The 22,263-nt window shown below is 70.7% G+C and carries 22 protein-coding genes; 11 read left to right on the top strand and 11 right to left on the bottom strand.

Annotation, left to right across the window (positions count from 1 at the left end):
• Positions 1–75: 75 nt before the first annotated feature.
• Positions 76–1,290 (bottom strand): AI-2E family transporter, encoded by a 1,215-nt coding sequence (locus tag K6T50_RS10800; RefSeq protein ID WP_222606607.1) that lies wholly within the window; start codon positions 1,288–1,290, stop codon positions 76–78.
• 143 nt (positions 1,291–1,433) lie between these two features.
• Between K6T50_RS10800 and K6T50_RS10795 the strand changes: the two genes are divergently transcribed.
• A complete protein-coding gene (locus tag K6T50_RS10795; protein WP_222606606.1) occupies positions 1,434–2,387 on the top strand; it encodes an AAA family ATPase in 954 nt (317 codons plus the stop codon).
• A gap of 98 nt (positions 2,388–2,485) precedes the next feature.
• Here K6T50_RS10795 and K6T50_RS10790 read toward each other — a convergent pair whose 3' ends face one another.
• The 6 genes from K6T50_RS10790 to K6T50_RS10765 form a co-directional block, all read right to left on the bottom strand.
• The gene (locus tag K6T50_RS10790; RefSeq protein WP_222606605.1) at positions 2,486–3,199 is read right to left on the bottom strand and encodes a DUF7519 family protein; all 714 of its coding nucleotides are present in this window, start codon (positions 3,197–3,199) and stop codon (positions 2,486–2,488) included.
• Complete coding sequence (locus K6T50_RS10785; protein ID WP_225935305.1) at positions 3,196–4,701, bottom strand: DUF58 domain-containing protein; 1,506 nt, start codon at positions 4,699–4,701, stop codon at positions 3,196–3,198. The genes K6T50_RS10790 and K6T50_RS10785 overlap by 4 nt, the downstream gene beginning before the upstream one ends.
• Positions 4,702–4,705: 4 nt before the next feature.
• Positions 4,706–5,389 (bottom strand): DUF7269 family protein, encoded by a 684-nt coding sequence (locus K6T50_RS10780; RefSeq protein ID WP_222606604.1) that lies wholly within the window; start codon positions 5,387–5,389, stop codon positions 4,706–4,708.
• The gene (locus K6T50_RS10775) at positions 5,386–6,231 is read right to left on the bottom strand and encodes a DUF4129 domain-containing protein (RefSeq protein ID WP_222606603.1); all 846 of its coding nucleotides are present in this window, start codon (positions 6,229–6,231) and stop codon (positions 5,386–5,388) included. Before K6T50_RS10775 ends, K6T50_RS10780 begins: the two co-directional genes overlap by 4 nt.
• A gap of 692 nt (positions 6,232–6,923) precedes the next feature.
• On the bottom strand, positions 6,924–7,676 hold the full coding sequence (locus K6T50_RS10770; protein ID WP_222606602.1) for a VOC family protein: 753 nt from the start codon (positions 7,674–7,676) through the stop codon (positions 6,924–6,926).
• A gap of 102 nt (positions 7,677–7,778) precedes the next feature.
• Complete coding sequence (locus tag K6T50_RS10765; RefSeq protein WP_222606601.1) at positions 7,779–8,888, bottom strand: hypothetical protein; 1,110 nt, start codon at positions 8,886–8,888, stop codon at positions 7,779–7,781.
• A gap of 124 nt (positions 8,889–9,012) precedes the next feature.
• On the opposite strand from K6T50_RS10765, the gene K6T50_RS10760 reads away from it, so the two are divergent.
• From K6T50_RS10760 to K6T50_RS10750, 3 genes are all read left to right on the top strand, one after another.
• A complete protein-coding gene (locus K6T50_RS10760) occupies positions 9,013–10,350 on the top strand; it encodes a Kelch repeat-containing protein (protein ID WP_222606600.1) in 1,338 nt (445 codons plus the stop codon).
• A 66-nt stretch (positions 10,351–10,416) separates the two neighbouring features.
• A complete protein-coding gene (locus K6T50_RS10755; RefSeq protein WP_222606599.1) occupies positions 10,417–10,917 on the top strand; it encodes a hypothetical protein in 501 nt (166 codons plus the stop codon).
• Positions 10,918–10,976: 59 nt separating this feature from the next.
• On the top strand, positions 10,977–11,900 hold the full coding sequence (locus K6T50_RS10750) for a DUF7979 domain-containing protein (protein ID WP_222606598.1): 924 nt from the start codon (positions 10,977–10,979) through the stop codon (positions 11,898–11,900).
• A gap of 29 nt (positions 11,901–11,929) precedes the next feature.
• Here K6T50_RS10750 and K6T50_RS10745 read toward each other — a convergent pair whose 3' ends face one another.
• Together K6T50_RS10745 and K6T50_RS10740 are read right to left on the bottom strand one after the other, a co-directional pair.
• The gene (locus tag K6T50_RS10745) at positions 11,930–12,379 is read right to left on the bottom strand and encodes a TIGR04206 family protein (protein ID WP_222606597.1); all 450 of its coding nucleotides are present in this window, start codon (positions 12,377–12,379) and stop codon (positions 11,930–11,932) included.
• Between the two features lies 1 nt (position 12,380).
• The gene (locus tag K6T50_RS10740) at positions 12,381–13,490 is read right to left on the bottom strand and encodes an OBG GTPase family GTP-binding protein (protein ID WP_222606596.1); all 1,110 of its coding nucleotides are present in this window, start codon (positions 13,488–13,490) and stop codon (positions 12,381–12,383) included.
• A 229-nt stretch (positions 13,491–13,719) separates the two neighbouring features.
• Between K6T50_RS10740 and K6T50_RS10735 the strand changes: the two genes are divergently transcribed.
• The 7 genes from K6T50_RS10735 to K6T50_RS10705 all read left to right on the top strand — a co-directional run bounded on the left by K6T50_RS10735 (position 13,720) and on the right by K6T50_RS10705 (position 19,116).
• Positions 13,720–13,920, top strand: a complete 201-nt coding sequence (locus tag K6T50_RS10735; RefSeq protein ID WP_222606595.1) for a VNG_1110C family protein — start codon at positions 13,720–13,722, stop codon at positions 13,918–13,920.
• Between the two features lie 64 nt (positions 13,921–13,984).
• Entirely contained in the window at positions 13,985–14,362 is a 378-nt protein-coding gene (locus tag K6T50_RS10730) for a DUF7541 family protein (protein ID WP_222606594.1), read from the top strand.
• Between the two features lie 151 nt (positions 14,363–14,513).
• The gene (locus K6T50_RS10725; protein WP_222606593.1) at positions 14,514–14,879 is read left to right on the top strand and encodes a DUF6684 family protein; all 366 of its coding nucleotides are present in this window, start codon (positions 14,514–14,516) and stop codon (positions 14,877–14,879) included.
• A 133-nt stretch (positions 14,880–15,012) separates the two neighbouring features.
• Positions 15,013–16,761: a cbb3-type cytochrome c oxidase subunit I gene (locus tag K6T50_RS10720; protein ID WP_222608894.1), complete on the top strand. Its 1,749-nt coding sequence runs from the start codon at positions 15,013–15,015 to the stop codon at positions 16,759–16,761.
• A 212-nt stretch (positions 16,762–16,973) separates the two neighbouring features.
• Positions 16,974–17,282 carry a DUF7520 family protein gene (locus tag K6T50_RS10715; protein ID WP_222606592.1) on the top strand — a complete coding sequence of 103 codons (309 nt, stop codon included), beginning with the start codon at positions 16,974–16,976 and terminating at the stop codon, positions 17,280–17,282.
• 91 nt (positions 17,283–17,373) lie between these two features.
• A complete protein-coding gene (locus tag K6T50_RS10710; protein WP_222606591.1) occupies positions 17,374–17,775 on the top strand; it encodes a universal stress protein in 402 nt (133 codons plus the stop codon).
• A 153-nt stretch (positions 17,776–17,928) separates the two neighbouring features.
• A complete protein-coding gene (locus K6T50_RS10705; RefSeq protein ID WP_222606590.1) occupies positions 17,929–19,116 on the top strand; it encodes a hypothetical protein in 1,188 nt (395 codons plus the stop codon).
• A gap of 50 nt (positions 19,117–19,166) precedes the next feature.
• On the opposite strand, the gene K6T50_RS10700 is transcribed toward K6T50_RS10705, so the two are convergent.
• Positions 19,167–20,774 carry a glycosyltransferase family 39 protein gene (locus tag K6T50_RS10700; RefSeq protein ID WP_222606589.1) on the bottom strand — a complete coding sequence of 536 codons (1,608 nt, stop codon included), beginning with the start codon at positions 20,772–20,774 and terminating at the stop codon, positions 19,167–19,169.
• Positions 20,771–22,168 (bottom strand): aryl-sulfate sulfotransferase, encoded by a 1,398-nt coding sequence (locus tag K6T50_RS10695; RefSeq protein WP_222606588.1) that lies wholly within the window; start codon positions 22,166–22,168, stop codon positions 20,771–20,773. Before K6T50_RS10695 ends, K6T50_RS10700 begins: the two co-directional genes overlap by 4 nt.
• Positions 22,169–22,263: the final 95 nt, after the last annotated feature.

Here is a 22,263-nt window from a genome sequence, read left to right as displayed (position 1 = left end):
GTGCACGCGAGCGCGACAAGTGTCTTGTTCTTCGACAGCTTCCGGCTCCCCCGCCCCGATGACGGCCGGTGGAACTCACCCGGTCGGATCGGGGTCGACGCCCGCGTCGGCACCCTCGTCGACACCCGCGCCGGCGTCCCCGTCGATACCCGGGCTCGAATCGTCGTCGCGCCCGCGGTCGTCGTCCTCGGGGTCGCCCCCGTCCTCGGCGTCGGAATCGGTCAGCGTCGTCTGGGCGTCGTCGGCGCCGAGCAGCCGCGGGAGGGCGGTGTTCGCGAACGTCAGCCCGATCACGAGCACGATCGGCGCGAAGAACAGCCCGTAGAAGCCGAGTACCACCGGGCCGAGGGTGTACGCGAGCATCAGCAGGCCGACGTGGGTCTCGTCGCCGCTCAACAGCGGCCGGAGCACGAGGTCCGGGATCGTGTCGACGACGACCACCGCGACGACGAGGAAGGCGAACACGTACCCCAGCTCCGAGAACGACCCGTCGAGCAGCGGCGGGACCGCCATCGCCGCCGTCACCGGGAGGTAGACGATCTTCATGCCGACGATGGGGACGAGGCTCGCGATCCCCGTGAGCGCGCCAGCAAGCGCCGGGTACGGCACGCGGACGCCCACCGGGACGAGGGCGTTGTACGCGCTGAACGTCGCGATCGCGATGAGCGAGATGGCGACCACGTTCAGGAGGTTGCCGAACAACACCGCCTCCAGCTCGCGGTCCACGGCCTCCAGGTACTCGCGGACGATCGCGTCGTCGTCGAACCGGAGCAGCCAGTCGCTGATGCGGTCGCCGTCGACGAGCAGGTAGTAGGTGACGATGGTGACGACGAACAGGTTGAGCACGAACTCCGAGACGACCTGGGTGAGGAAGGTGGCGTTGTCGGTCGCGAACTCGACGAACGGCTCCAGATCGCCAGACCGGTACGCCTCGTAGATCCCCTGGACGGTGAACTCGGGGATGCGCTCGATCGCGGCGAACCACGCGATGTTCGAGGCCGCCGCGCTCACCAGCGCGGTGTCGGCGACGAACTGTCTCGCCTCGACGACCAGCAGGACCCCCGCGTAGCTGATGAGCAGGATCAACGGGATCGCCAGCGACGCGAGCACGATCCCGGCCCGGACGCGGGGCGGGAGCCGGAACCGCGCCAGGAAGCGGTGATACCGTCTCGTCGAGTAGTAGAGGAACACCGAGACGGTGAACGCCGCGATGAAGCGGTACGCGAGCGCTCCGATGACGACCGCGACCGCGAGCCCGAACAGCGCGACGACGAGACGCTTCTCGTTCATGTGTAGATCCGCTCACGTGTCTCGAATAAATCATCCGGAACTGAACACTCGACCGCGTTCCCCGGCACGTCGCACTCTGGATCGGGTCTCCCTATTTCGCGTATCGAGGGGATAACAATCCCGTCGATGGCCCACCACAGGCCATGGAACCGGAGGCCGTACGGCGACAGTGTGAGGAACTCCTCGATCAGATCGCCGGCGCCGTCGTCACCGAGCGGTCGACGCTGCGGACCATCCTCGTCGGGATCCTCGCGGACGGGCACGTCCTGCTCGAGGACGTCCCGGGGACGGGAAAGACGCTCACCGCGCGGTCGTTCGCGGACGCGCTCGGCGTGTCGTTCTCGCGCGTGCAGTTCACGCCCGACCTCCTTCCCTCGGACGTCGTCGGCTCGAACGTCTTCGACGAGGCGACGCGGGAGTTCGAGTTCCGCCCCGGGCCCGTCTTCGCGAACGTCATGCTGGGTGACGAGATCAACCGCGCCCCGCCGAAGACGCAGGCGGCGCTGCTGGAGGCGATGGAGGAGGGACAGGTCACCGTCGACGGCGACGCGTACGCGCTCCCCGACCCGTTCGTCGTCATCGCGACGCAGAACCCCGTCGAGATGGACGGCACGTTCGAACTCCCGGTCGCCCAGAAGGACCGGTTCATGGTCAAGACCACCCTGGGGTACCCCGACCGGTCGGGCGAACTCGAACTGATCGACCGCCGGGCGTCGCGGCGGTCGAAGTCGGCGTCGGTCGAACGGGTCTGCACCCCGGAACGGCTCGACCGACTGCGGGAGGCGCCCGAGACGGTCCGCGTGGAGCAGGCCGTCCGCGAGTACCTCGTCGACATCGCCCGCGCGACCCGGGAACACGAACGCATCCGGACGGGCGTCTCGCCGCGGGGCGTCCAGAAGTTCTTCGAGACGATCCGCGCCCACGCCGCCCTCGAAGGACGAGACTACGCGACGCCCGACGACGTCAAGACGATGGCGCGGCCGGTCCTCTCCCACCGGCTCGTCGTCACCCCCGACGCTCGCGTCGACGGCGTCGAGACGACGAACATCGTCTCGGAGATCCTCTCGGACGTGCCCGTCCCGCAGCTGGACGGCTGAATCGAGACCCACCGCCTGGCCGAACGACGGTCGTTCGCTTCCGGAACGGCGCCCCGTCCACGGGGCCGTATCCACCGACGCGAAACCGGAGACGACGGTCACCGGTGGGAGGCCAGCAGCAACGCGACGGCGGCGACGAGCAGTGCGACGAGGGCCGCGAGCGGGAGGCTGTCGACGCCGAGACGGGTCACCCCGAGGACGGCCACGACGGCGGCGACGGCGAGCCCGCCGCTGAGCAGCACGTGTGCGAGTTCCGCCCGGACGGTGGCCGTCTCAGGGTGGGAACCGATCTGCCCCCCGAGCGACACGGCGTTCTCGGCGGCGTCCCACGCGAGGATCGTCGCCCCCGCCGCGACCACGAGCGCCGTCGTGGACGCCCCGCGGACGACGCCGCTCGTGAGCACCGCGACGAACAACAGTCCGGACCCGACATCGACAAGGAGCCGACTCCGGCGGAACCGCATCGGCACGAGCGCCGCGGCGAGCACCCACAGCCCCAGTATCCCGGGCAGCAGTTCGAGCCGTTGAGTGATCCGTGGGGGTTCCGTGACGGCGTAGCCCGCCGCGGCGACGACGACCAGGCACCCGCACGCCGCCAAGCCGACGCCGGCGACACCGCGGCCCCGGTGCCACAGCCGGCCGCCGAGGCCGAAGGAGGCCACGCCGACGAGCGCCGCCAGCAGGATCCGCCGCTGGAGCGCCGTCTCGGCGATCAATCCCACCGCGACGGCGCCGACGGCGACGGCGATGACGCCGCTCACGACGGTCGGATGCCGGAGGAATCGGTCCGCTGGCGACGTGGCGGCCGTCACCGGATCCCCCGTTCGACGGTCGCCAGCGCCGCCCCCAGCGGCTCGTCCGGGTCCCAGTCGACGGCGGGGATGCCGGCGTTCCGGAGCGTCGTCAGGCGGTGATCGCGCTCCAGCCGGGCGAGCCGGCCGCCGGGGGTTCGTCCGGTCGTGACATCGGGGCTGACGACGGTCACCGCGGGGCCGTCGCTCTCGATGCGCTGGGCGATTCGATGGGCCTCGTCGTCACACAGCGGGGTCAACAGGATCACCTGAGTGTTCGTCCCGACGTGTGCGCGAAGTTCGGAGAGCTGGCGGTCCAGGATGACGCCGTCGGTCGCCCGCGGGTCGCCGGCGTCCGTGCCGGGCTGCGTTCGCCTCGCGCGGACCGACGGCGGTGGGGTCAGTGAGAACGCCGGATCCGACGCCAGGTATCGACGGAACCGGTCGGCGTGATCGACGCCGTTCCCGGGAGCGAGCAGACAACTCGCCCGGCCAAACGCCGCCAGGCCCACCCGGTGATTCGCGTCCAAGAGCACGTCGCCGAGGCGTCCGGCGGCGTCCACGGCGTGTGCGACCGCGTGGGGTTCGGACGAGTCGCTCGCGCGGTAGGCTTCGGGTCGTGCGTCCACGCAGATCACCACGTCCGCGAGCCGCTCGGTTCGGAACGCCACCGACGTGAGCTCGCCCGTCCGCGCGAACCGCCGCCAGTCGATGCGTCTCGCGGGGTCACCCCGTTCGTACTCCGTGACGGAGTGGAACTCGATCCCCTCGCCCGCCTCGTCGGTGACGAGCGGACCGCTCCGCGGGCGGCTCCGGGCGCGCAACGGGGCCGTGGGGACCCGGGCCGAACACTCGATCGTCGTCTCGGCGGCGACTGCGGTCTCGACTTCGACCGATCCGCCGGCGTCGCGACACAGCAGCGTCGTCGGCTGGAACCGGTGGCGACCCGGCCGGGCGCGCACCCGGTACTCGACGGTCACCTCCTCGCCCGGCCGGAGCATCGTCGCACAGCGGGGGGATCCCCCGCAAACTGAGAGCATCGCCGGCGTCCCGTCGACGACGCGGAGATCGAACAGCGTCCCGTCCCCCTCGTTGCGAACCGTCGTCCGCACGTGGACGGCGTCTCCGTCCGCCGGCGACTCGGGGTCGACGACACGGCTCACCGAGAGGTCGGGATCGGGGGGCGCCGTGACGAGCGGGTAGGCGGCGAAGGCGACGCCGACAGCCCCGACCAGCAGGAGCGAGGGTCGCTTCGCCAGGACGCCGACGGCCACCGCGAGCAGCGCGACGGCCACGATGCCACGCCACCGACCGGTCGACCGAACCGTCGGCGTCCGCTCCTCCGTTGCTCGGCCGTCCGAGATCTGCCTGCCCGCGGCTTGCCCACCCGCGGTCCGGCCGTTCGCGACTTGTCCGTTCTCGCCGGCTCCGTCCTCGGCCCCGTTCGTCCGCTCGGCGTCGATGCTCGGAGCGGAACGGGAAGAGGCGAACGGTCGGCTGAACGTCCCGAAGGGCCCGGTCACGGGGCTACTCACTCACCCCAGAATCACGCTCGTCTTCGCGGTCTGTGCCCCTCTCGTCGGTCAACCGGACGATCGCGTCGACGGTTCGCCGGACCGCCTGCGCGTCCAGACTCCCGTTGCGGCCCCTCCATCCCCATCCACCGCCGTCGCGAGCGTCGGACAGCGAGCGGACCGCAACGGGATCGGTCGTCCAACTCCCCTCGGCGACCCGTCGTTCGGCGACGCTCCGCGAGCAGCCGTCCGCACGCATCGTCGCGCGAACCGCAGCTTCGCTGAGTCGCTCGCGGCGGTCGTCGCTCGGGGGATCCCCGGCTCGGCGGTGCTCGGACCCCCCGGTGGACCGATCCAGTCGCTCGCCGGGGTAGGTGGCCGACTGCACCGCCTCGACAAGGGGTGGATCCGCCTCGTCGACGCCCCGAACGGCGCGAGCGGCGACGACGAGCACCGAGAGTCCGACTGCCAGCAGCCCGACGACCGCGACGACCACGTAGTCGCTTCCGAGCGTCGTGATCGCCGCCTCGACCGGGATCAGTCGTTCCGCCTCGGGATCGAACACGACGGCGACGCCGACACCCGACACCGCGAGTCCCGCCAGGAGGAGCACGCCACGGATCAGGCGTACGGCGAGGACTCGCCACCGACGCCCGTCGGCGCGTTCGGTCCCGTCGTCGACCCCGCGGTCGGTCATCCGTTCTCACCGTCCGCGCCGTCCGACCCGGCGAGTCGCCGGAGCCCCTCTCTGGCGCGATCTTCCTCCTCGGCGACGGAGGCGCCGCCGTAGTGGACGCGTTCGAACGCCGTCGCGATCGACTCGACGGCGCCGGTGTCCAGGTTTCGCTCGCGAGCGAGCCTCGCGCACTCGGCGGTCGTGATCGTTTCCGGCCGGTCGGGGTTCACCCGCTGCACCAACGTTACCCACGCCCGATCGACGACGTTCGACGGGGTGGCCCCGGGCCACGCCTCGACCTCGGAAGCGGACTCGCTCGTCGACCCCGCCCCCGATCCGCCGCCGAAGAGTCCGAGAAGCTTCCCGCGGTAGCGATAGCAGATCGCTCCGACCGCGAGCAGCGCGACGAGTGGCCAGAGGAGTCGCAGTACTGTCGCGAGTAGGGCCAGCAGGCGGTCGAGGAGCGACACCTCGCCGGCCACGGGAGCCGTCGCCGAATCGAGTCCCGCGTCGCCGTCGTCGGGTTCGGCGTTCGACTGGTCGGCCGCGGCGTTCGACGACTCCGCCGGTCCATCACCTGCGCTCGACTCCTCGATCGTATCGTCCCCCTCTCCCATGTCTTCAGCCCCCTCACCGTCTGCGTCCGCCGCCGCTCGGTCAGCTTCGCGCTCCCCGTCGCCGTCGGCTATCTCCTGTTTGATGCTGGCCGCGTCGCCCTCGCCGATCGGCAGGCGATCCCAATCCGGGTTGATCTCCTCGTCGGGATCCGTCGTCAGCGTGCTCTCCAGGGAGGTCGCCGTGACGCCCAGCGCGGCGATCGCCACCACGGCGATCAGCACCGGGACAACTCGTGTCCGGGTCATACCGTCGAGAGCGCCCCTGTAGCTCTACTGAGAACGTGAAGATGCGACTCGGCGGGGGCTCGCTCCATTCCTCGGAGCGGAGAGGCGACGGGCGGATAGTTATACGGTGCTTAGTGGCACGAGAACGAACGGTAGGGAAGCCTTTCGCGACAGCGGCCGTGAACGTCCCGAGTGGATCGCGTTCTCACGATGTCCTCTCGATCGCGTAGTGTGCGATCGGGCGACCGCAGACCGGGCACGCGCTGGCCCGCTCGTCGACGTTCAACCCACAGTGCCTGCACTCGTAGTGATCGATCCGGTCTCTCCCCAGGTCCGGTAGCAGTCCCATCCCGGATACCGACAGGATAGATCCACGCTTAATACCGAGCGACGGTCCCGGTCCGTTTCCGGCAGCCACGAGACATGTAACGGACTGAAACGGTGCCGGCGGCGACACGGGCGACCGTTGCGGTCAGTTTCGATCGGCGCCGCCTCCCACGAATAGCGGCGCCGGCTCGCTCACGGTCGGCGTGCGAGACCGGGATATCCGTCTCGGCGACGACGTGGAGGTCGTCCGATCGGGCGAGAATCCCGCAGAGAAGTCGAAAGGAACCGACGGGTCAACGGAGTCGAACGGGACGGACGAGTCGGCGGAACCGTAGCGGCTGAATCGTCCGCGTTCGTACTCCCGGAATCACCGATGGTCGAACTCGTTACCGCTCCAGCAGCTCGATCTCGTGGCCGTCGGGGTCCGTCGTGAACGCGTAGGTGTAGTCGCACGACTCGGGGTCGCGGTAGTCGGCCGACTCCCGCGTCATCAGGGTCTCCCAGTCGTCTTCGAGGTCGTCCGCGCGCACGCACACGTGACCCCACGCGTCGCCCATCGTGTACTCGCGGCCGTCGTAGTTGTACGTGAGCTCCATCGCCATCGCCTCCTCGGCCGCCCCCTCGGGCTTCATGAAGTAGTTCGCGAAGGAGTCGGCCTCCCAGCGGCCGGTGTGTTCGTATTCGAACGTCCTGGTCCAGTAGCCGAGCGCCTCGGTGGCGTCCTCGACGCGGATCATCGTGTGGTCGATCGACCAGCGGGCGCCGTGGTCGCGCTCGACGATCTCGATCTCGTGGCCGTCGGGGTCCTTGACGAACGCGTAGCCGGGGTTCTCCTCGGGCGGGCGGTAGTCCTCGACGCCCTCGTCCATCAGCTCGTAGTACGCCTCCTCGACGTCCTCGACGCGGACGGCGATGTGGCCCCACGCGTCGCCCAGCTCGTAGGTGTGGTCGCCGTGGTTGTAGGTGAGCTCCAGGAGCGCGCCCTCGTCGTGCACGTCCTCGGGCCCGAGGTAGTAGTTCGTGAAGTCGCCGCCCTCCATCTCACCCTTGATCTCGTAGTCGAGATGCTCGGTGTACCAGTCGAGCGACTCCTCCTCGTCCTCGATCCGCATCATCACGTGGTCGAGCGTGTACGCCATGTTCGAAACACCGGCCGCGCCGTCGAAAAGCGTACCGAACGGGGAAGCGAAAGCGGTGCGCGGATCGGAAGCGGGGCGAGAATCGAGTCCCCGTCCGTTCGGTCAGAACCGCTTCTTCCGTTTCTCCGGGACGTAGCTCGGGTCGACCCGGCCCATGACCTCGGCGGCCGAGTCGTGGGTGAACGACGGCTCCTCGTTCAGCGAGAAGGTGTCCGCCCGCGTGCCCGTCTCCCACCGGAGCGCGGCGCCCGCGACGCCGCCCGAAAACGGCGTCAGCGACGAGCCGTACTCCGCACACAGCGCCTCGAGGAACTCCCCGCGGGTCGCCGCCCGCTCGTCGGCGTAGGTCGGCTCGGTCTTGTTGCGCGCGATAGAGGCGAACCGTCGGTCCGTCTCGCCGTGGCGTACGTGCCAGAGGTGGCTCGCGTACCGCCACCGCAGTCGCGCCGTGTCGCGCAACGCGAGCGTGAGCGCCTCGTCCAGCGACCGGTCCTCGTCCTCGTCGGGCGCGTAGTCGAGAAACAGCAGATCGCGGTCGATACGCTTCAGCGCGCCGGTGTCGAGCAGATCCAGACACAACACCCCGTCGCCGTCGCGGACGCGCATCGTCGGGTGGTCGCCGTCCATCTCCACGACGCCGGTTCGCGGACCGACCGCCAGCCGGTAGGCGGCCCGCAGCGCGAACAGGTGGAACCACTCGATCCGGCCGCCGGATGCCGCCTTCCCCGACAGCGGCGGGTCGAACGCGTCGGCGTCGACGACGCGCGTCGGCGTCGCGTCCGGCCCCGGAGCCAGCGTCGGCCCGTCGCCGGCGGCGGTGCTATCGTCGGCGTCGCCACCCGTGTCGCAATCGCTCGCGTCGTACTCGCGGGTACGGATCCCCTCGGCGAGCACCGGCACGATCTCGATCGCCATCGGCACGGCGAGCAGCGGGCGGACCCCCCTGTGCGTGACGACGAACACGTCGGTCGTCGAGAACGGAACGAGCTTCTCTCCCAGCTCCGCGAGCCGGCACTTCATCGTGGGACCGTCGGCGGTGTCGAACCAGTGGGGCGCCGTGACCGGGCCGTCGAAGTGCGTCCGGCGGACGTACTCCCCCATGCGGTCGGCGAAGCCGTCGTGGGAGTCGACGCCGACGCGGTACACCTTGTACCATCGCTCGCCGGTGCCGCGACGAGTCTGTTGGAAACACACGAGCGCGTCGGAGTCCATCGATCCGAGGAAGCCGGGGCCGCGGCCATAACGCTTCGGCGCTGAATATCGGGATCGATTTTCGGATGTGTGGCGATCGTCTGCCCCCAAAGGTCATAGTTGTGGACGGACAGCCGCGAACGAGATGGTCCCCAGACGAGTCCTCCTCCGAGCTGTCGCCGTGTCGACCGTCGGCGCACTCGCCGGGTGCGCCGGGTTGACCGACGACGGCGATCCCGCGGAACCGACGGACGGACGGTCGGCGGAGCCAACGGCTACCGACGCGACGCCGACCGCGACGGCGACACCGACCGCGACGCTGACCGCGACGCGGACCCCCGAACCGCGGAGCGCGACGGCGACGTCGACGCCGAACACGCCAGCGACGCCGACCGCCGGCGTGGCCTCCGAACGCGAGCTCGGGGCGGGCGTCGACGGGTTCGGCCGCGCCGTCGCGCTCTCGGAGGCGGCGGCGATCGTCGTCGCCGAGGGGCACGGCGCCTACGCGTTCGACGCGGCCGACGGGTGGGAGGAACCGACGTTGCTGTCGCCCGCGGGGACGGACGACGAGGGGTTCGGCGGCCACGGCGTCTCCGCCGCGATGGTCGACACGAGGGCGGTGATCGGCGGGCCGTCCGCGGGGCCGGACCCGAACGGCGGGGCGGTGTACCTCTTCGAGCGCAACGACGGCGAGTGGGTTCAGCAGCGACGGTTCGGGTCCGCCGGCGACGACGACACCGACGAGTTCGGTCGGTCGGTCGCGTTCGACGGCTCGCGGATCGTCGTCGGCGACGTGCACAGGCCCACCACGATGGTGCCGTGGACCGGCGGCGTCGAGGTGTTCGCGATCGCCGACGGGGAGTGGCGTCGCGAGGCGTCGCTCGGGACCGACGCGTCCGACCTGTTCGGGACCGCCGTCGCCGTCGACGGCGACGTTCTCCTCGTCGGCGCCCCGTACGCGGACCCCGATGACGACCGGACGACCGGGGCGGTCTACGCGTACGAGTTCACGGACGGCGAGTGGAACCGGCGTGCGGCGCTGTCGCCCGCGGAGTTCGACGGGGGAGAACACGTCGGTCAGTCGGTCGCCCTCGACGGGGATCGGGCCGTCGTCGGCGCCCCCGGCGACGGCGACGGGAGCGCGGTCGTCTACGAGCGGGAGGGACGCGAGTGGACACAACAAACCAGACTTCCCGCGCCGGGCGGCGACGCCGAGGGCGGGTTCGGGGACGTGGTCGCGACGGCGGACGGAACCGCCGTCGTGGCAGCGCCCGACGCCGTCGAGGGGGGCCGGGCGTACGCCGTCCGTGGCGACGACTGGTCCGACCCCGTCCGCCTCGCCGCCGACGTCGACCCGGACGCCGAGTTCGGGGCCGACGTGGCCCTCGCCGGCGACGCCGCGCTCGTCGGCGCGCCCGTGTTCGACGACGCGAGCGACGCCTACCTCTACGACCTGTCCTCCCTCCCGAACGGCGAGACGTAGCCGGCCCCGGATACCCGGACCGGCGGAACCCGGTTGTTTTGTGGTCCCGATGCGTCCCCATCGACCGTGTACTCCCGACACCACGCGGCGATCTCCGCGGTCGTCGCGGCCGGACTGGTCCTCTGGCTACCGCTGGGCGCGACACCTGCGGCCGCGGCCGGCGCGTGGGCGCTGCTCACCGCCGTCGGCGTCGCGATCGACCTCGATCACTTCGCGATGGCGCGGCTCGTCCGCGGCGACTGGGCGAACGCGCGCCGAGCCATCACGGATCCCCGCGCCGCCCTTCTCGACCAGTCGGAGCTGTTCGACCCGGGCGACCTGTGGCCGTTACACCGGCTCCTCAGTCACGCGGTGCTCGCCCCGGTCGCCGTGGCCGCGGCGTGGGCCGTCGGCAACGCGCTCGCGGTCGCCGGCCTCGGCGTGACCGCGACCGCGGCCGCGCTGGCGACGGCAGTGGTGCTGTACGTCCACGTCCTCACCGACCTGATCTGGGACGTGTGGCGCCAGGATCGGTACCACGAGAACGTTCGGCGCGTCGCGGGCGACGACGACCCGTCGGGGCCGTGAGCCGGTCGCACCCGGCGTGCCCACAAAGCACATTCCACCGGATCCGAGAAACCCGTGATATGGTCTCCACGCGACGCAGATCCCTCCTCGCGACCCTCGGTGCGGCCGCCGCCGCGGGCTGTCTCGGGGACGCTCCGACCGACTCGCCGGGGGGTTCGGCGACCGACGCGGCCGACGCGACAGAATCGGACCCGAACGCCGACCCGGAGGGCGGCGCCCCCGACGGTGACACCCTCCGCCTCGCCAACGCCGACGACCTTCCGACCGACAGCCCCGTCAGCGTCCATCCGCGTCCGCTCGCGGAGTTCCTCGAACGCGGCGCCGCGACCGACGGGCCGGTTCGAGCGACGGGCGCGACCGTGTTGACCGGAAAGCCGCCGTTCTTGCCGGGCGAGCGGACGGTTCGACTCGTCGGCGACGAGGTCGACGACGGCGCATACGCGCTCGACATCGACGGCGGGCTCCTGTACGAATGGCTCCTCGGCGCGACGGCGGTGGAGGACCCGCCGGCGGACGCCGACATCGTCGCGGTGGACGACCTCTCGGACGAGCGCCGGTCGCTGGCGGTCGAGGCCATCGAGGGCGGCCGGGCGACCGTCGAGCCGCACACACCGCTGGGGACGTGGGCGCGCACAGAGTTCGTCGGCGGCTACGTCCGCTACGACGGCACGGTGTACCGCGGTCGCGAGCGCCAACAGACCGACGCCGCGTTCTTCTCGACGACGGTGTGGTACGTCGGGACCGTGACACCGACCGAGGAGGCGGCGGCCGACGGATCCGCGACCGACGCGCCGACCCTGCACCTCGACCCGCTCCCCTCGGCGGCCGCTCGCGTCGTCGACGACCTGCTCGGGGACTGGGCGTCGAATCTCGACCCCGTCGAGGCGGACATCTCCGACCTCGACGATCCGGCGCGGCGGGCACTCGCCGAGACGGACTTCCTGCTCACGCACGTCACACCGTTCGAAGTGAGCATCTCGTGAGCCGCGGCGAGAGCTGAGCGGACGGCACGTTACTGCCGCGTCCACGCGCGGTAGCGCCACGCCGCGACCGCCCACAGCGCGAGCGTCCCGACGGGGTAGCCGGTCCGCGACGGCTGTATCCCGAACCGGAGGGCGACGGAGGCGTTCACCGCGCCCGCGAGTACGAGCAGCCCGGCGGTGACCCGCGGGTCCTCGCGGTCGACGAGCGCCAGCGACGCGGAGGCGACCGCGAGGAGCCAACACGCGGCGGCGACGACCCACGGGACCAGCAGCGGCGACCCCGACAGCGCGAGGTACTCGGGGAGCGTTCGCGCGTAGATCACGGGCGTGAACGAGAGCCCGCCCCAGACGAACCGGAGGAACGGGATGGTGCTCGCGGAGAACAGCTGCACCGACCACGGAACGAGCCCGCACAGCAGGACGGCGGCCAGCACCCGCCGGGGAGTCGCCCGCGGGAGGCGCGCCCACACGCCGACCACGCTACTTCCTGGCGACGATCCGGAGCACGTCCTCGTCGGCGAGTTCGTGCCCCTGGCCGACCTGCTGTTCGTCGTGTTTCGCGGAGGGGCCCGAGACGCGCGCGAACTTGAAGCGCTCGTCGAAGCTGCCGCCGAGCTTCGCGCAGGCGTCGCCGACGGTGTCGCCCTCGCGGAGCACGAGCGGCTCGTCGTAGTCGACGCCGCGGCCCGGCTTGTCCATGTAGATCCGGATGAGCCCGAGCGCGTCGAAGATACGCTCCTTCAGGACGTCGAGCCCCTTCTCCTCCTCGGCGGAGATGAAGATCGCGTCGTCGGGATCGATGCCGTGCTCGCGGAGGTCCTCGTTGACCGTGGGGAGGTAGTCCTCGTCGATGAGGTCCGCCTTGTTCACGGCGACGATGGAGGGGAGGTACTCGCGGTTGTCCATCACGCCGTCGATGAGCTCGTCGATCGTGAGGTCGTGCGGGATGGTCACGTCGGCGTTGACGAAGCCGTGCGCGCGGAGGACGTCCTTCACCGTCTCCTCGTCGAGGGAGACGTCGTCGCGCATCGTCACCTGGATGCCGTCCTTGTGGGTCTTGCGAACGGAGATGTTCGGCGGCTCGGTGTCGAGGCGGACCTTGTTCTCGTACAGTTCGTGACGGAGGCGCTCGTACTGGTCGATCTCGAACACCGAGAGCATGAACACCACGAGGTCCGCGGTCCGCACGACCGACAGCACCTCCTTGCCGCCGCCGCGGCCGCCGGCGGCGCCCTCGATCAGCCCCGGCACGTCGAGGATCTGGATGTTCGCGCCGCGGTACTTCAGCATTCCCGGGTTGACGTTCAGCGTGGTGAACTCGTACTCGCCGATCTCGCTGTCGGCGTTGGTGAGCGCGTTGATCAGCGTGGACTTGCCGACCGAGGGGAAGCCGACGAGCGCGACCGTCGCGTCGCCGGTCTTCTCGACGGCGTACCCCTGGCCGCCGCCGGCGGAGGACTGGTTCTCCAGCTTCTCCTTCTTCTCGGCGAGTTTCGCCTTCAGCCGACCGATGTGGGCCTCCGTGGACTTGTTGTACGGGGTTTCGGCGATCTCCTCGCGGAGTTCCTCGATCTCGTCCTCGAGTCCCATCACTAGCCGGTGGGCCGTCCGCGCGCCTAAACGCTTCCCTTCGACGGGACGGGCCATCTCCCGTGGACGTTCCGGCGGAGTCACGGCATCGCGGGGTCCGCGTGGCCGTCGAGCAGCGGTATCCCATTGCCCCGGTCGACTGTATCCGTCCGTGCGTGCCTGTCGCTCCCGTGCTTCGGACTTCGATACCACTATACCTCGGCGTGGCTCATGCGGTTTCAAGGACGGCATGCCGGATCCCTCCCGCCTCCGAGACAGCACGCAGATCGTTCTCCCGAAGCGGGAGCTGGACGGGATCCGGTCGACGCTCGAGTCGGAGTTCACCGTCTCGGTGTTCACGACGGGCGAACAGTGCCGGATCATCGGCAGTCCCGTCGAGATCAAGGCCGTGTCGGAGTTCCTCGCCCGCCACGGCGTCACGATCCCCTGAGCGGGGCGCGTCGCCGCCGAGCGCGACCGACAGGCTTTGGACGAGCAGGCCCCTCGATGGGGGCATGGACGAGAATCCGGGGGTGAGCGAGGAGTACCGGATGGTCAGCCCGTGGCCGCTGTTCGTCGCGCTCGGGCTCCCGATCGCCGAGATCGGGATCCTGTTCGGGCTGGTCCCGCTGGCCGTGGGTGGGCTGTTCCTGTTTTGCGGGTCGATCGCCGGGATCCTCCGCGAGAACGAGTACGTGTCCTCGACGTGGCGGGGACTCGCCGTGCTGTCGGTGCCCGTCGTCGCCGGGGGGCTGGCGCTGTGGTACGCCGACGGCGCGACCGCCTCGGACCTGCTGATCCGCGCGTACTCGATGATCGGCACCGGCGTGTTGATGCTCGTCGCCGGAGTCGGCGGCGACCTGTTCGCGCGCGACGCCGACATCGGTATCTGAACACGCCCGGGCTCGTGGGCGAACGAGTTCGGGTCCCGATGCCGTTCGCGCGTCGTAATGGCGTCTAGTGAACGCTCGGGCGACGACGACCGGCGACCCCCGACCGCCGAAATGGGCAAGGTATTAGGTCGCGACGGTGTACGTTCCGCGCATGGCAGAGATCTTCGACAGGGACACCCTGCTGGATCTGACGGTCAACGTCATCCCGCTGGGCATCATCCTGTTTTTCGTCGCTGCGTTCGTCCTCATCGACCCGTTCGGCGGACTGGATTTCTACGGCCGCGTGCTCCAGATGGGGCTGCTGGCGTTCCCGTTCGTCGCGCTCGCCATCCTGACGTACGTCTCGGGGAAGGCGATCGCGGGCGACGAGAAGCGCTCGGAGGTGTTCTTCCAGGGCCAGGCGACGATGGAGGACGCCAAGACCAAACACGAGGTGGAGGCAGAGATCGAGGCCGAGGCGACCGGCGAGGCCGAGCCGGACGACGAGGCCGACGGCGACGCTGACGGCGACGAGTAGGATCGGCGGTTCCGACCTCCGAACGACCCCAGAACCGACGGCCCGCGGCCGGGCGCGACCCGAATCTTTCTTGTGTATTCGCCGCTGAGGCGTGCCCATGGAGACTACCGGCCAACTACTGCTGACGGTGCTCATGGGGGCGTTCCTCCTGGGCGTGGCGGCCTTCCTCGCGCGGGTCGAGGACTGGCGGTCGTACTCGCCCCTGGGCGCCGGCGGCGGCGCTGTCGGTGAGACCGGACACGGGCACGCCGAGAAGCCCGCCGGACTCATCCGCTGGTTCACGACGGTCGATCACAAGGACATCGGGCTACTGTACGGCGCGTACGCGACGGTCGCGTTCGTCGTCGGCGGGCTGATGGTGATGCTGATGCGCGCGGAGCTCACCACCCCGGACACGGCGGTGCTCGGCTCGGCGACGTTCTACAACTCCCTGCTCACCAGCCACGGGATCACGATGCTGTTCCTGTTCGGGACGCCGATCATCGCGGCGTTCTCGAACTACCTCATCCCGCTGGTCATCGGCGCCGACGACATGGCGTTCCCGCGCATCAACGCCATCGCGTTCTGGCTGCTGCCGCCGGGCGCGCTGCTCATCTGGGCGGGCTTCTTCCCCATCCCGGACGTCATCCCCGCCCAGACCGCCTGGACGATGTACACGCCGCTGTCGGCGGGCGTCGGCAACGGCAACCAGATGAACGTCGGGGTCGACCTGATGCTGCTCGGCCTGCACCTCACCGGCGTCTCGGCGACGATGGGGGCGATCAACTTCATCGCGACCATCTTCACCGAGCGCGCCGAGGAGGTCACCTGGGCCAACCTCGACATCTTCTCGTGGACCATCCTCACCCAGTCGGGGCTCATCCTGTTCGCGTTCCCGCTGCTGGGTTCGGCGCTGGTCATGCTGCTGCTCGACCGCAACTTCGCGACGACGTTCTTCGCCGTCGACGGCGGCGGCCCCATCCTCTGGCAACACCTGTTCTGGTTCTTCGGCCACCCCGAAGTCTACATCCTCGTGCTTCCGCCGATGGGCATCGTCAGCTACGTGCTCCCGCGGTTCTCCGGCCGGAAGCTGTTCGGCTTCAAGTTCGTCGTCTACTCCACGCTCGCGATCGGCGTGCTCTCCTTCGGCGTGTGGGCCCACCACATGTTCGCGACCGGCATCGACCCCCGCCTGCGCGCCTCGTTCATGGCAGTCTCGTTGGCTATCGCGATACCATCCGCGGTGAAGACGTTCAACTGGATCACGACGATGTGGAACGGGAAGCTCCGGCTCACGACGCCGATGCTGTTCTGTATCGGCTTCGTGAGCAACTTCATCATCGGCGGCGTCACCGGCGTGTTCCTCGCCTCCATCCCCGTCGACCTCGTGCTCCACGACACCTACTACGTCGTCGGGCACTTCCACTACATCGTGATGGGTGCCATCACCTTCGCCGGGATGGCGGGCATCTACTACTGGTTCCCGCTCGTCACCGGCCGGTGGTACCAGCGCCGCCTCGCGAAGGCGCACTTCTGGCTGTGGATGATCGGCACCAACATCACGTTCTTCGCGATGGTGCTGCTCGGCTACGGCGGCATGCCGCGCCGGTACGCGACGTACCTCCCGCAGTTCGCGACGCTGCACCAGATCGCCTCGCTCGGGGCGTTCCTGTTGTTCGTGGGCGGCATCATCTGGGTGTACAACATCGTCGTCTCGTGGATGGAGGGGCCGCACGTCCAGTCGGGCGACCCGTGGCGCCTCGAGGAGACGAACCTGAACACCGCCGAGTGGGACTGGTTCGAGGCCAAGCGCGAGACCTCGATCGCCGCCACTGACGGTGGGGAGGAAGTCGAGACGGACGGCGGTCAGGAGATCGACGGCAACGACGACACGGCCGAGTAACGCGTCAGTTCTGCGGTTTTTGGGGTTTTCGGGGTTTTCGGAATTCTTCGCGGTTCCGTTCACGACGAGCCGCGCGGCCGTGCCGTCGCGGACGGCCGGGCTTTTGTTCGCGCGGCCCCGAGCGGGGGTATGAGCGACAAGGACCTCCTCGGACTCGTGCTCGGCGGCATCGCCCTGCTCATGTTCGCGACCGGCCTGATCCTCGTGTTACAGTGAGCGCGTCGCGAGCCGACGCGGACGGGAGCGACCGGAGCGGGGACAGGCGGTTCGGCGGCCGACGCGTGGTCATCGCGCTGTACCTGCTCCTCACGGCCGTCGGCGGGACCGCCGGGGTGCTCGTCGCCACGTTCGTCGACGACCTGAGCGCGCCCGCGCTGTATGCGGTGATCCCGCTGCCGGCGACCCCGCTGGGGTTCGGGGTCTACGGCGCGGTCACGATCGCGACGGTGCTGGGGATCCCGCTCGCGCTGGTGGTGTACGTCTCACGGCGGATCGACGACCCGAACGCGATCGACGAATGAGTCGGGGGGCACCCGGGCGACAGCGAGTTTCGGGGGGCGCAGCGTCGCCGGCGGCGAAAGGACTAATCCCCGTGCGGGAGTGGTTCGCCGTATGTACCACGTAGTACTCGGCGTCGACGAGGACGAGGAACACGCGCGCGCCGCCGCCAAGGAGATCGTGAACCTCCCGGGCGACGGGAGCGACACCGAGGTCACCATCGTGCACGTCTTCCAGGACAACCCCAGCGGCGCCTCCGCGACGCAGGTCGCGTCGGTCCGCGAGGCCCAGGAACTGCTGGAGGAGGCCGGCATCACGGTCGACGTGACCGAGTCCAGCGGCGACCCCGCCGACGCGATCATCGAGGTCGGCGAGGAGGCGGACGCGGACCTCATCGTCGTCGGCGGCCGCAAGCGCTCGCCGGCGGGGAAGGCGCTGTTCGGCTCGGTGACCCAGACGGTCATTCTCAACGGCGGCCGCCCGGTGATGGTCACCGGCGTCGTCGACGACGAGTAACGTCGCTGCACGGCCGAGGGCCGATCCCCGGTTCCGTCGCGGATCGACTTTTTCGAACGGTCGCGGGGCGACCTCCGAGACCGATCGCGGTCGGCGAGGGTCGCTGCCGGCCCGTACACGTATACTCCTGCACACGGTAGCGACTGCCGTGGGATGCGGATCAGGCTGATCGCGCTCGTCGGCGTCGTCCTGCTCGCGCTGTTGGCCAGCGTCGCGGTCGACCCGTCGACGCCCGGGACGGGCGAGAACCCGGCTCCCGAGCGCCTGTATTCTCCCGAGGAGACCGGGAGCCACCTCTGGCCGTACACCAGCCGCACGCGGTCGATCGAGGGCCGGACGCTCGCGATCAACGTCGTCGTCCGGGCCGATCCCGAGGAGCTCAGGACGGCGCTCGTCGACCGCTCGGACGGGAACTGGACCGAGGTCGAGGGCGACGACGCCGGGGCGGTAGGGGGCGACGACGCCGGGGCGGTAGGGGACGACGACGCCGTCGGGATCGGCGCCTCGCCGTGGCGACCGGCGCGCGGCGCCGCGCGGTACACGTACGTCGCGCCCGACCGGAACGCCGCGGGGACGTGGGTCCGCGCGGAGTACCAACTCGGGACCGGCGCGTACCTCGGCCGCCGGATCCATATCCGGGTGTATCCGGCTCCAGGGAGCGACTGGAACGCGATCCAGGCGCACGCCGAGTACTGGGACTGGTTCCGGCTGCGTCACACCGTGACCGGGATCCGACCCGGGGCCCAGTTCATCGAGCGCGACCTCCGCGACGAGCCGTTCGTCGACCGCGTCGCCCGCGAGTACCACGGCTACCACGGCGGCGGAAGCGACGGGTGGACGACGACCATCGAGTTCGCCGCCCCGCTCGCGCTCGTCGGCGCCGTCGCCGTCGGCCACAGGCGCGACTGGCTCGGCGGCCGCTGGTCGCCCGCCGACGTCGCCCTCCCGGTCGCGCTCGCGGGCGTGTTGCTCGGCGTCCGGTCGCTAGGGTTGGCCGTCGAGAGCGCCGTCCCCGCGGCCGACCCGCGGATCTTCGCCGCCGGGCTGTACCCGGTGATCGCCTTCGGGCCGCCGGCGCTCGTGGTGTGGCTCGCGAGCGACCGCCCGCCCGAACGGACGGCGGCGGTCGCGGGCGGCGGGCTCGGGACCGGCGTCGTCCTCGATCTCCTCGGCGTCGGCGTCCGGGAGGTGCCGGTCCGGCTGGCGCTGCACCGGTTCGCGCTGTGTTGTGCGCTCGGGCTGTTCGCGCTCGGCATCGCCCGCGGCGACCGACGGATCGCCGGGGCGGGCGCGCTCGCGTGGCTGCTCGCGCTCGCGGGACCGCTCTCGGGCTACGTGTGAGCGGCGGAGCCGACCGGACCGCCGACGGGGCCGGGTAGCCGCCGCGAGCCTCACTCCTCCGTCGTCCCCGTCGAGCGGTAGACGACGACGCCGTCGTTCTCGTAGACGTGCGTCCAGCCGTCGGCGTGCGCGAACGAGCGGTTCAGCGTGCCGAAGGTGACCCTCGACTCCCCGCGGACGGTGTATCGCCCCTTCGGGAGGTAGACGTACCCCGGGTCGGCGCCGACGGTCGCGGCGGCCGACTCGACGCACTCCGCGCTGTGACACGCCGACAAAGTCTCGAACGCCTCGAACTGTCGCTCGTACTCGCCGGGCTCGCGCCACTCCACCCCCCACGGCCCGACGAGCAGCGTCCGGCCCGTCAGCGCGGGGAGCCACTCGGCGGCGTCGCCGACGACGACGAACGTCGCGTCGGGGGGCGTCTCGCCGGCGATCCACGCCATCGCCTCGCGGTCGTCGCCGTCGACGAACTCCGGGGTGGAGGGGTCGCTCGCGAGCGTCATCTCGTAGCCGAGGGCGGCACCGCCGACCGCCGTCGCGACGAGGATCGCGAGCGCCGCGAGCACGGCGCGGGCGTCCGGCCGGCCGGACGCGGACGGCACCGGGGACGACGGATCGAGGTGTGTGAGGCGGTCGGTCGCGCCCGCGATCCCCTCGTCGGGCACCCGGCCGGCGAGGTCGACGGCGACGGTCGCGAGCGCGACCGCGCCGACCGTGTAGGCGAAGCGCGGCTGTTTGAACAACAGCTCGGCGACGACGACCCACGCCGGGAGCAGCCGGTCGCCGCGCGCGAGGAGGTACGCGGCCGCCGCGAGGGGCACCAGCGTGAACGGCGACAGCTCGCCGGCCAACAGGGCCGCGCCGCCGCCGACGCCCCCGTGGGTGCCCGCGGCGGCGCCGAACACGCCGGGGCCGTGGGTGGCGACCGCCCACGCCAGCCACGGCGAGGCGACCGCGGTGCCGCCGAGCCCGACGGCCAGCCCGCGGAGCAGTCCCGCCGGCGACCGGTCGAGCGTCGCCCACAGGACGACGTAGCTCGCGACGACGAACAGCGCGTACGTCGGGTGCGACAGCGCGGTCAGCCCGAACAGGACCGCGCCGGCGACGAGCCCCCGTCGCGATCCCGTGATGTACGCGCGGTAGCCGGCGTAGATCGACGACATCGCGTACAGGAACGCGAACGCGCGGACGACGCCGCCGGCGGAGACGTGCCACTCCAGGATCTGCGGGTTCACGGCGACGAGCGTCGCCGCCGCGGCGCCGCCCGCCCGCGACCCGGCGATGTCGCGCCCGAGCAGGTAGACGGGGACGGCGACGGCCACGACCGCGACGCTGGGGAGGAAACGGGCGACCGCGACCGGGTCGGCGCCGAGATCCAGCAGGACCGCGTAGGCGTAGAACTGCAGCGGCGGGTACGCGAACGGGACGCCATCGGCGGTGTAGCCGGGGATCGTCGCCGGCGGCAGGTAGCCGTTGGCCGCGATCTCGGCGGCGATCTGGGCGTAGAGGCCGGCGCCGTAGGCGGGGGACGGATTCGTCGCGAGGTAGACCGCGACGGCGACGCAGGCGGGCACCAGCGACAGCGCCAGCCACGGCCGGTCGCGGGCGTCGACCGGGAGCGCGTCGAGCGCGTCGTCGAGGTCGCGTTCCCCCGTCATTTTCGCTCGAACCGGACGGGCCACCGCAGCGACGCGGAGACGCCGCGGCGTCTGTACTCGGTCCACGCGAGCGCGGGAAGCGACACGAGCAGCGCGAGGACCGCCGCGCCCTCTGTGAGCCCGACCCAGCGCGGACGGACGTACGCGATGGCGTTGACGATCGTCGGCGGTGCCGCGGCGGCGACCCGGTCGAGTGCGGAGCCCTCCGCGGGGTCGAACGTCCGCGACTCTAGCCCCAGCGACGCGGCCGACTCCCCGCCCGCGCTCTCGTCGCCGGTGCCGAGGCGCTCGGACTCGTAGGGGAAGCCGATGTCGGCCGACCAGACGACCTCCCCGTCGGCGTCGACCTCGACGACGCGGTCGCCGTTGGAGTCGGTTATCAGCGTGTGGCCGTTCGGCAGGCGGTCGGCGTCGCGGGGCCACTGCACGCGGTCGTCGCTCCAGGTCCACGAGCGCTCCCACTCGCCGTCCTCGCGCTGGTACTCGACCACGCGGCCGTTCTCGGAGTCGGCCACGAGGAGAGCGGGGCCGCCCTCCTCTGGCGGGATATAGTCGGGGTTGTGCTGCTCGTAGAGGGTGTCGTGGTCGCCGTCGCTGCCGAGCGTCCAGTCCTCTCGCAGGCCCCGTTCCATGTCGACGAACACGACCTGGTCGTGGTTGCGGACGCTCACCATGACCGTCTCGCGACCGTCGATCTCGACGTACTCCACGTCGTTGATGTGAGTCCAGTCCTCGGGGAACGGCCCGCCGCTTGCGGTGGGATCGAAGTCGGACTGGGCGTCCCACTCCCACTCGGTCAGCCCGGTCGTCGTGTTCACGACGAACGCGCGGTCGCGGTGGATGTCGGCCACGAGCAGGCGTTCGTCGTCGATCCGGTCGGCGTCGTGCCAGCGGGTGGAGTGTTTCCCGGGCGTGATCCGGCTGAACACGTCCGTCGACTCGCCGGTGGTGAGGTTGACGCGCTCGACGCCGTTGCGCGTGCAGACGCTCCCGCCGCACTCGTCGGCGTCGAGGTGGTCGGCGTACACGAACTCGACGGTCGCGTCGGTTCCCTCGACGGGGTCGACGTCCCAGTATCGGGTGTGCTCGTTCTGGTTGTAGTAGATGCTCCCGTCGGGGGCGAACGCGACCAGTTCGGCCCGCGCGCGCGGACCGTCGTTCTCGTCGGCGACGAACGCGTTCGAGTCGGTCGCGACGACGGTGATGTCGTCGCGTTCCCCGACGACCGCGGCGTCATCTCCGGTGCGCAACGCCTGCTCGACGGCCGGGTCGCCGGTGACGTCCTCGCTCGCGCGCTGGGCCTCGACGTAGCCAACGGCGAGCGTGGCGGAGGCGACGAGGACGACCGCGACGAGGAGGAGGCGGGGTGACGGCGTCGACGGTCCCGGGGGCATGTCCCACGCTCCGCCTCGCCCGCACAAAAGATCCACCATGGCGCAGGGCGACTTCCCCCGAGGGGTCGGGCGTCCGCCCGTTCCTCGAACCGGGA

It is taken from the genome of Halobaculum magnesiiphilum (assembly GCF_019823105.1).
GTDB classification, from domain to species: domain Archaea; phylum Halobacteriota; class Halobacteria; order Halobacteriales; family Haloferacaceae; genus Halobaculum; species Halobaculum magnesiiphilum.
The sequence above is the reverse complement of the archived record's forward strand: the minus strand, read 5'-3'. Positions and strand labels throughout refer to the sequence as shown.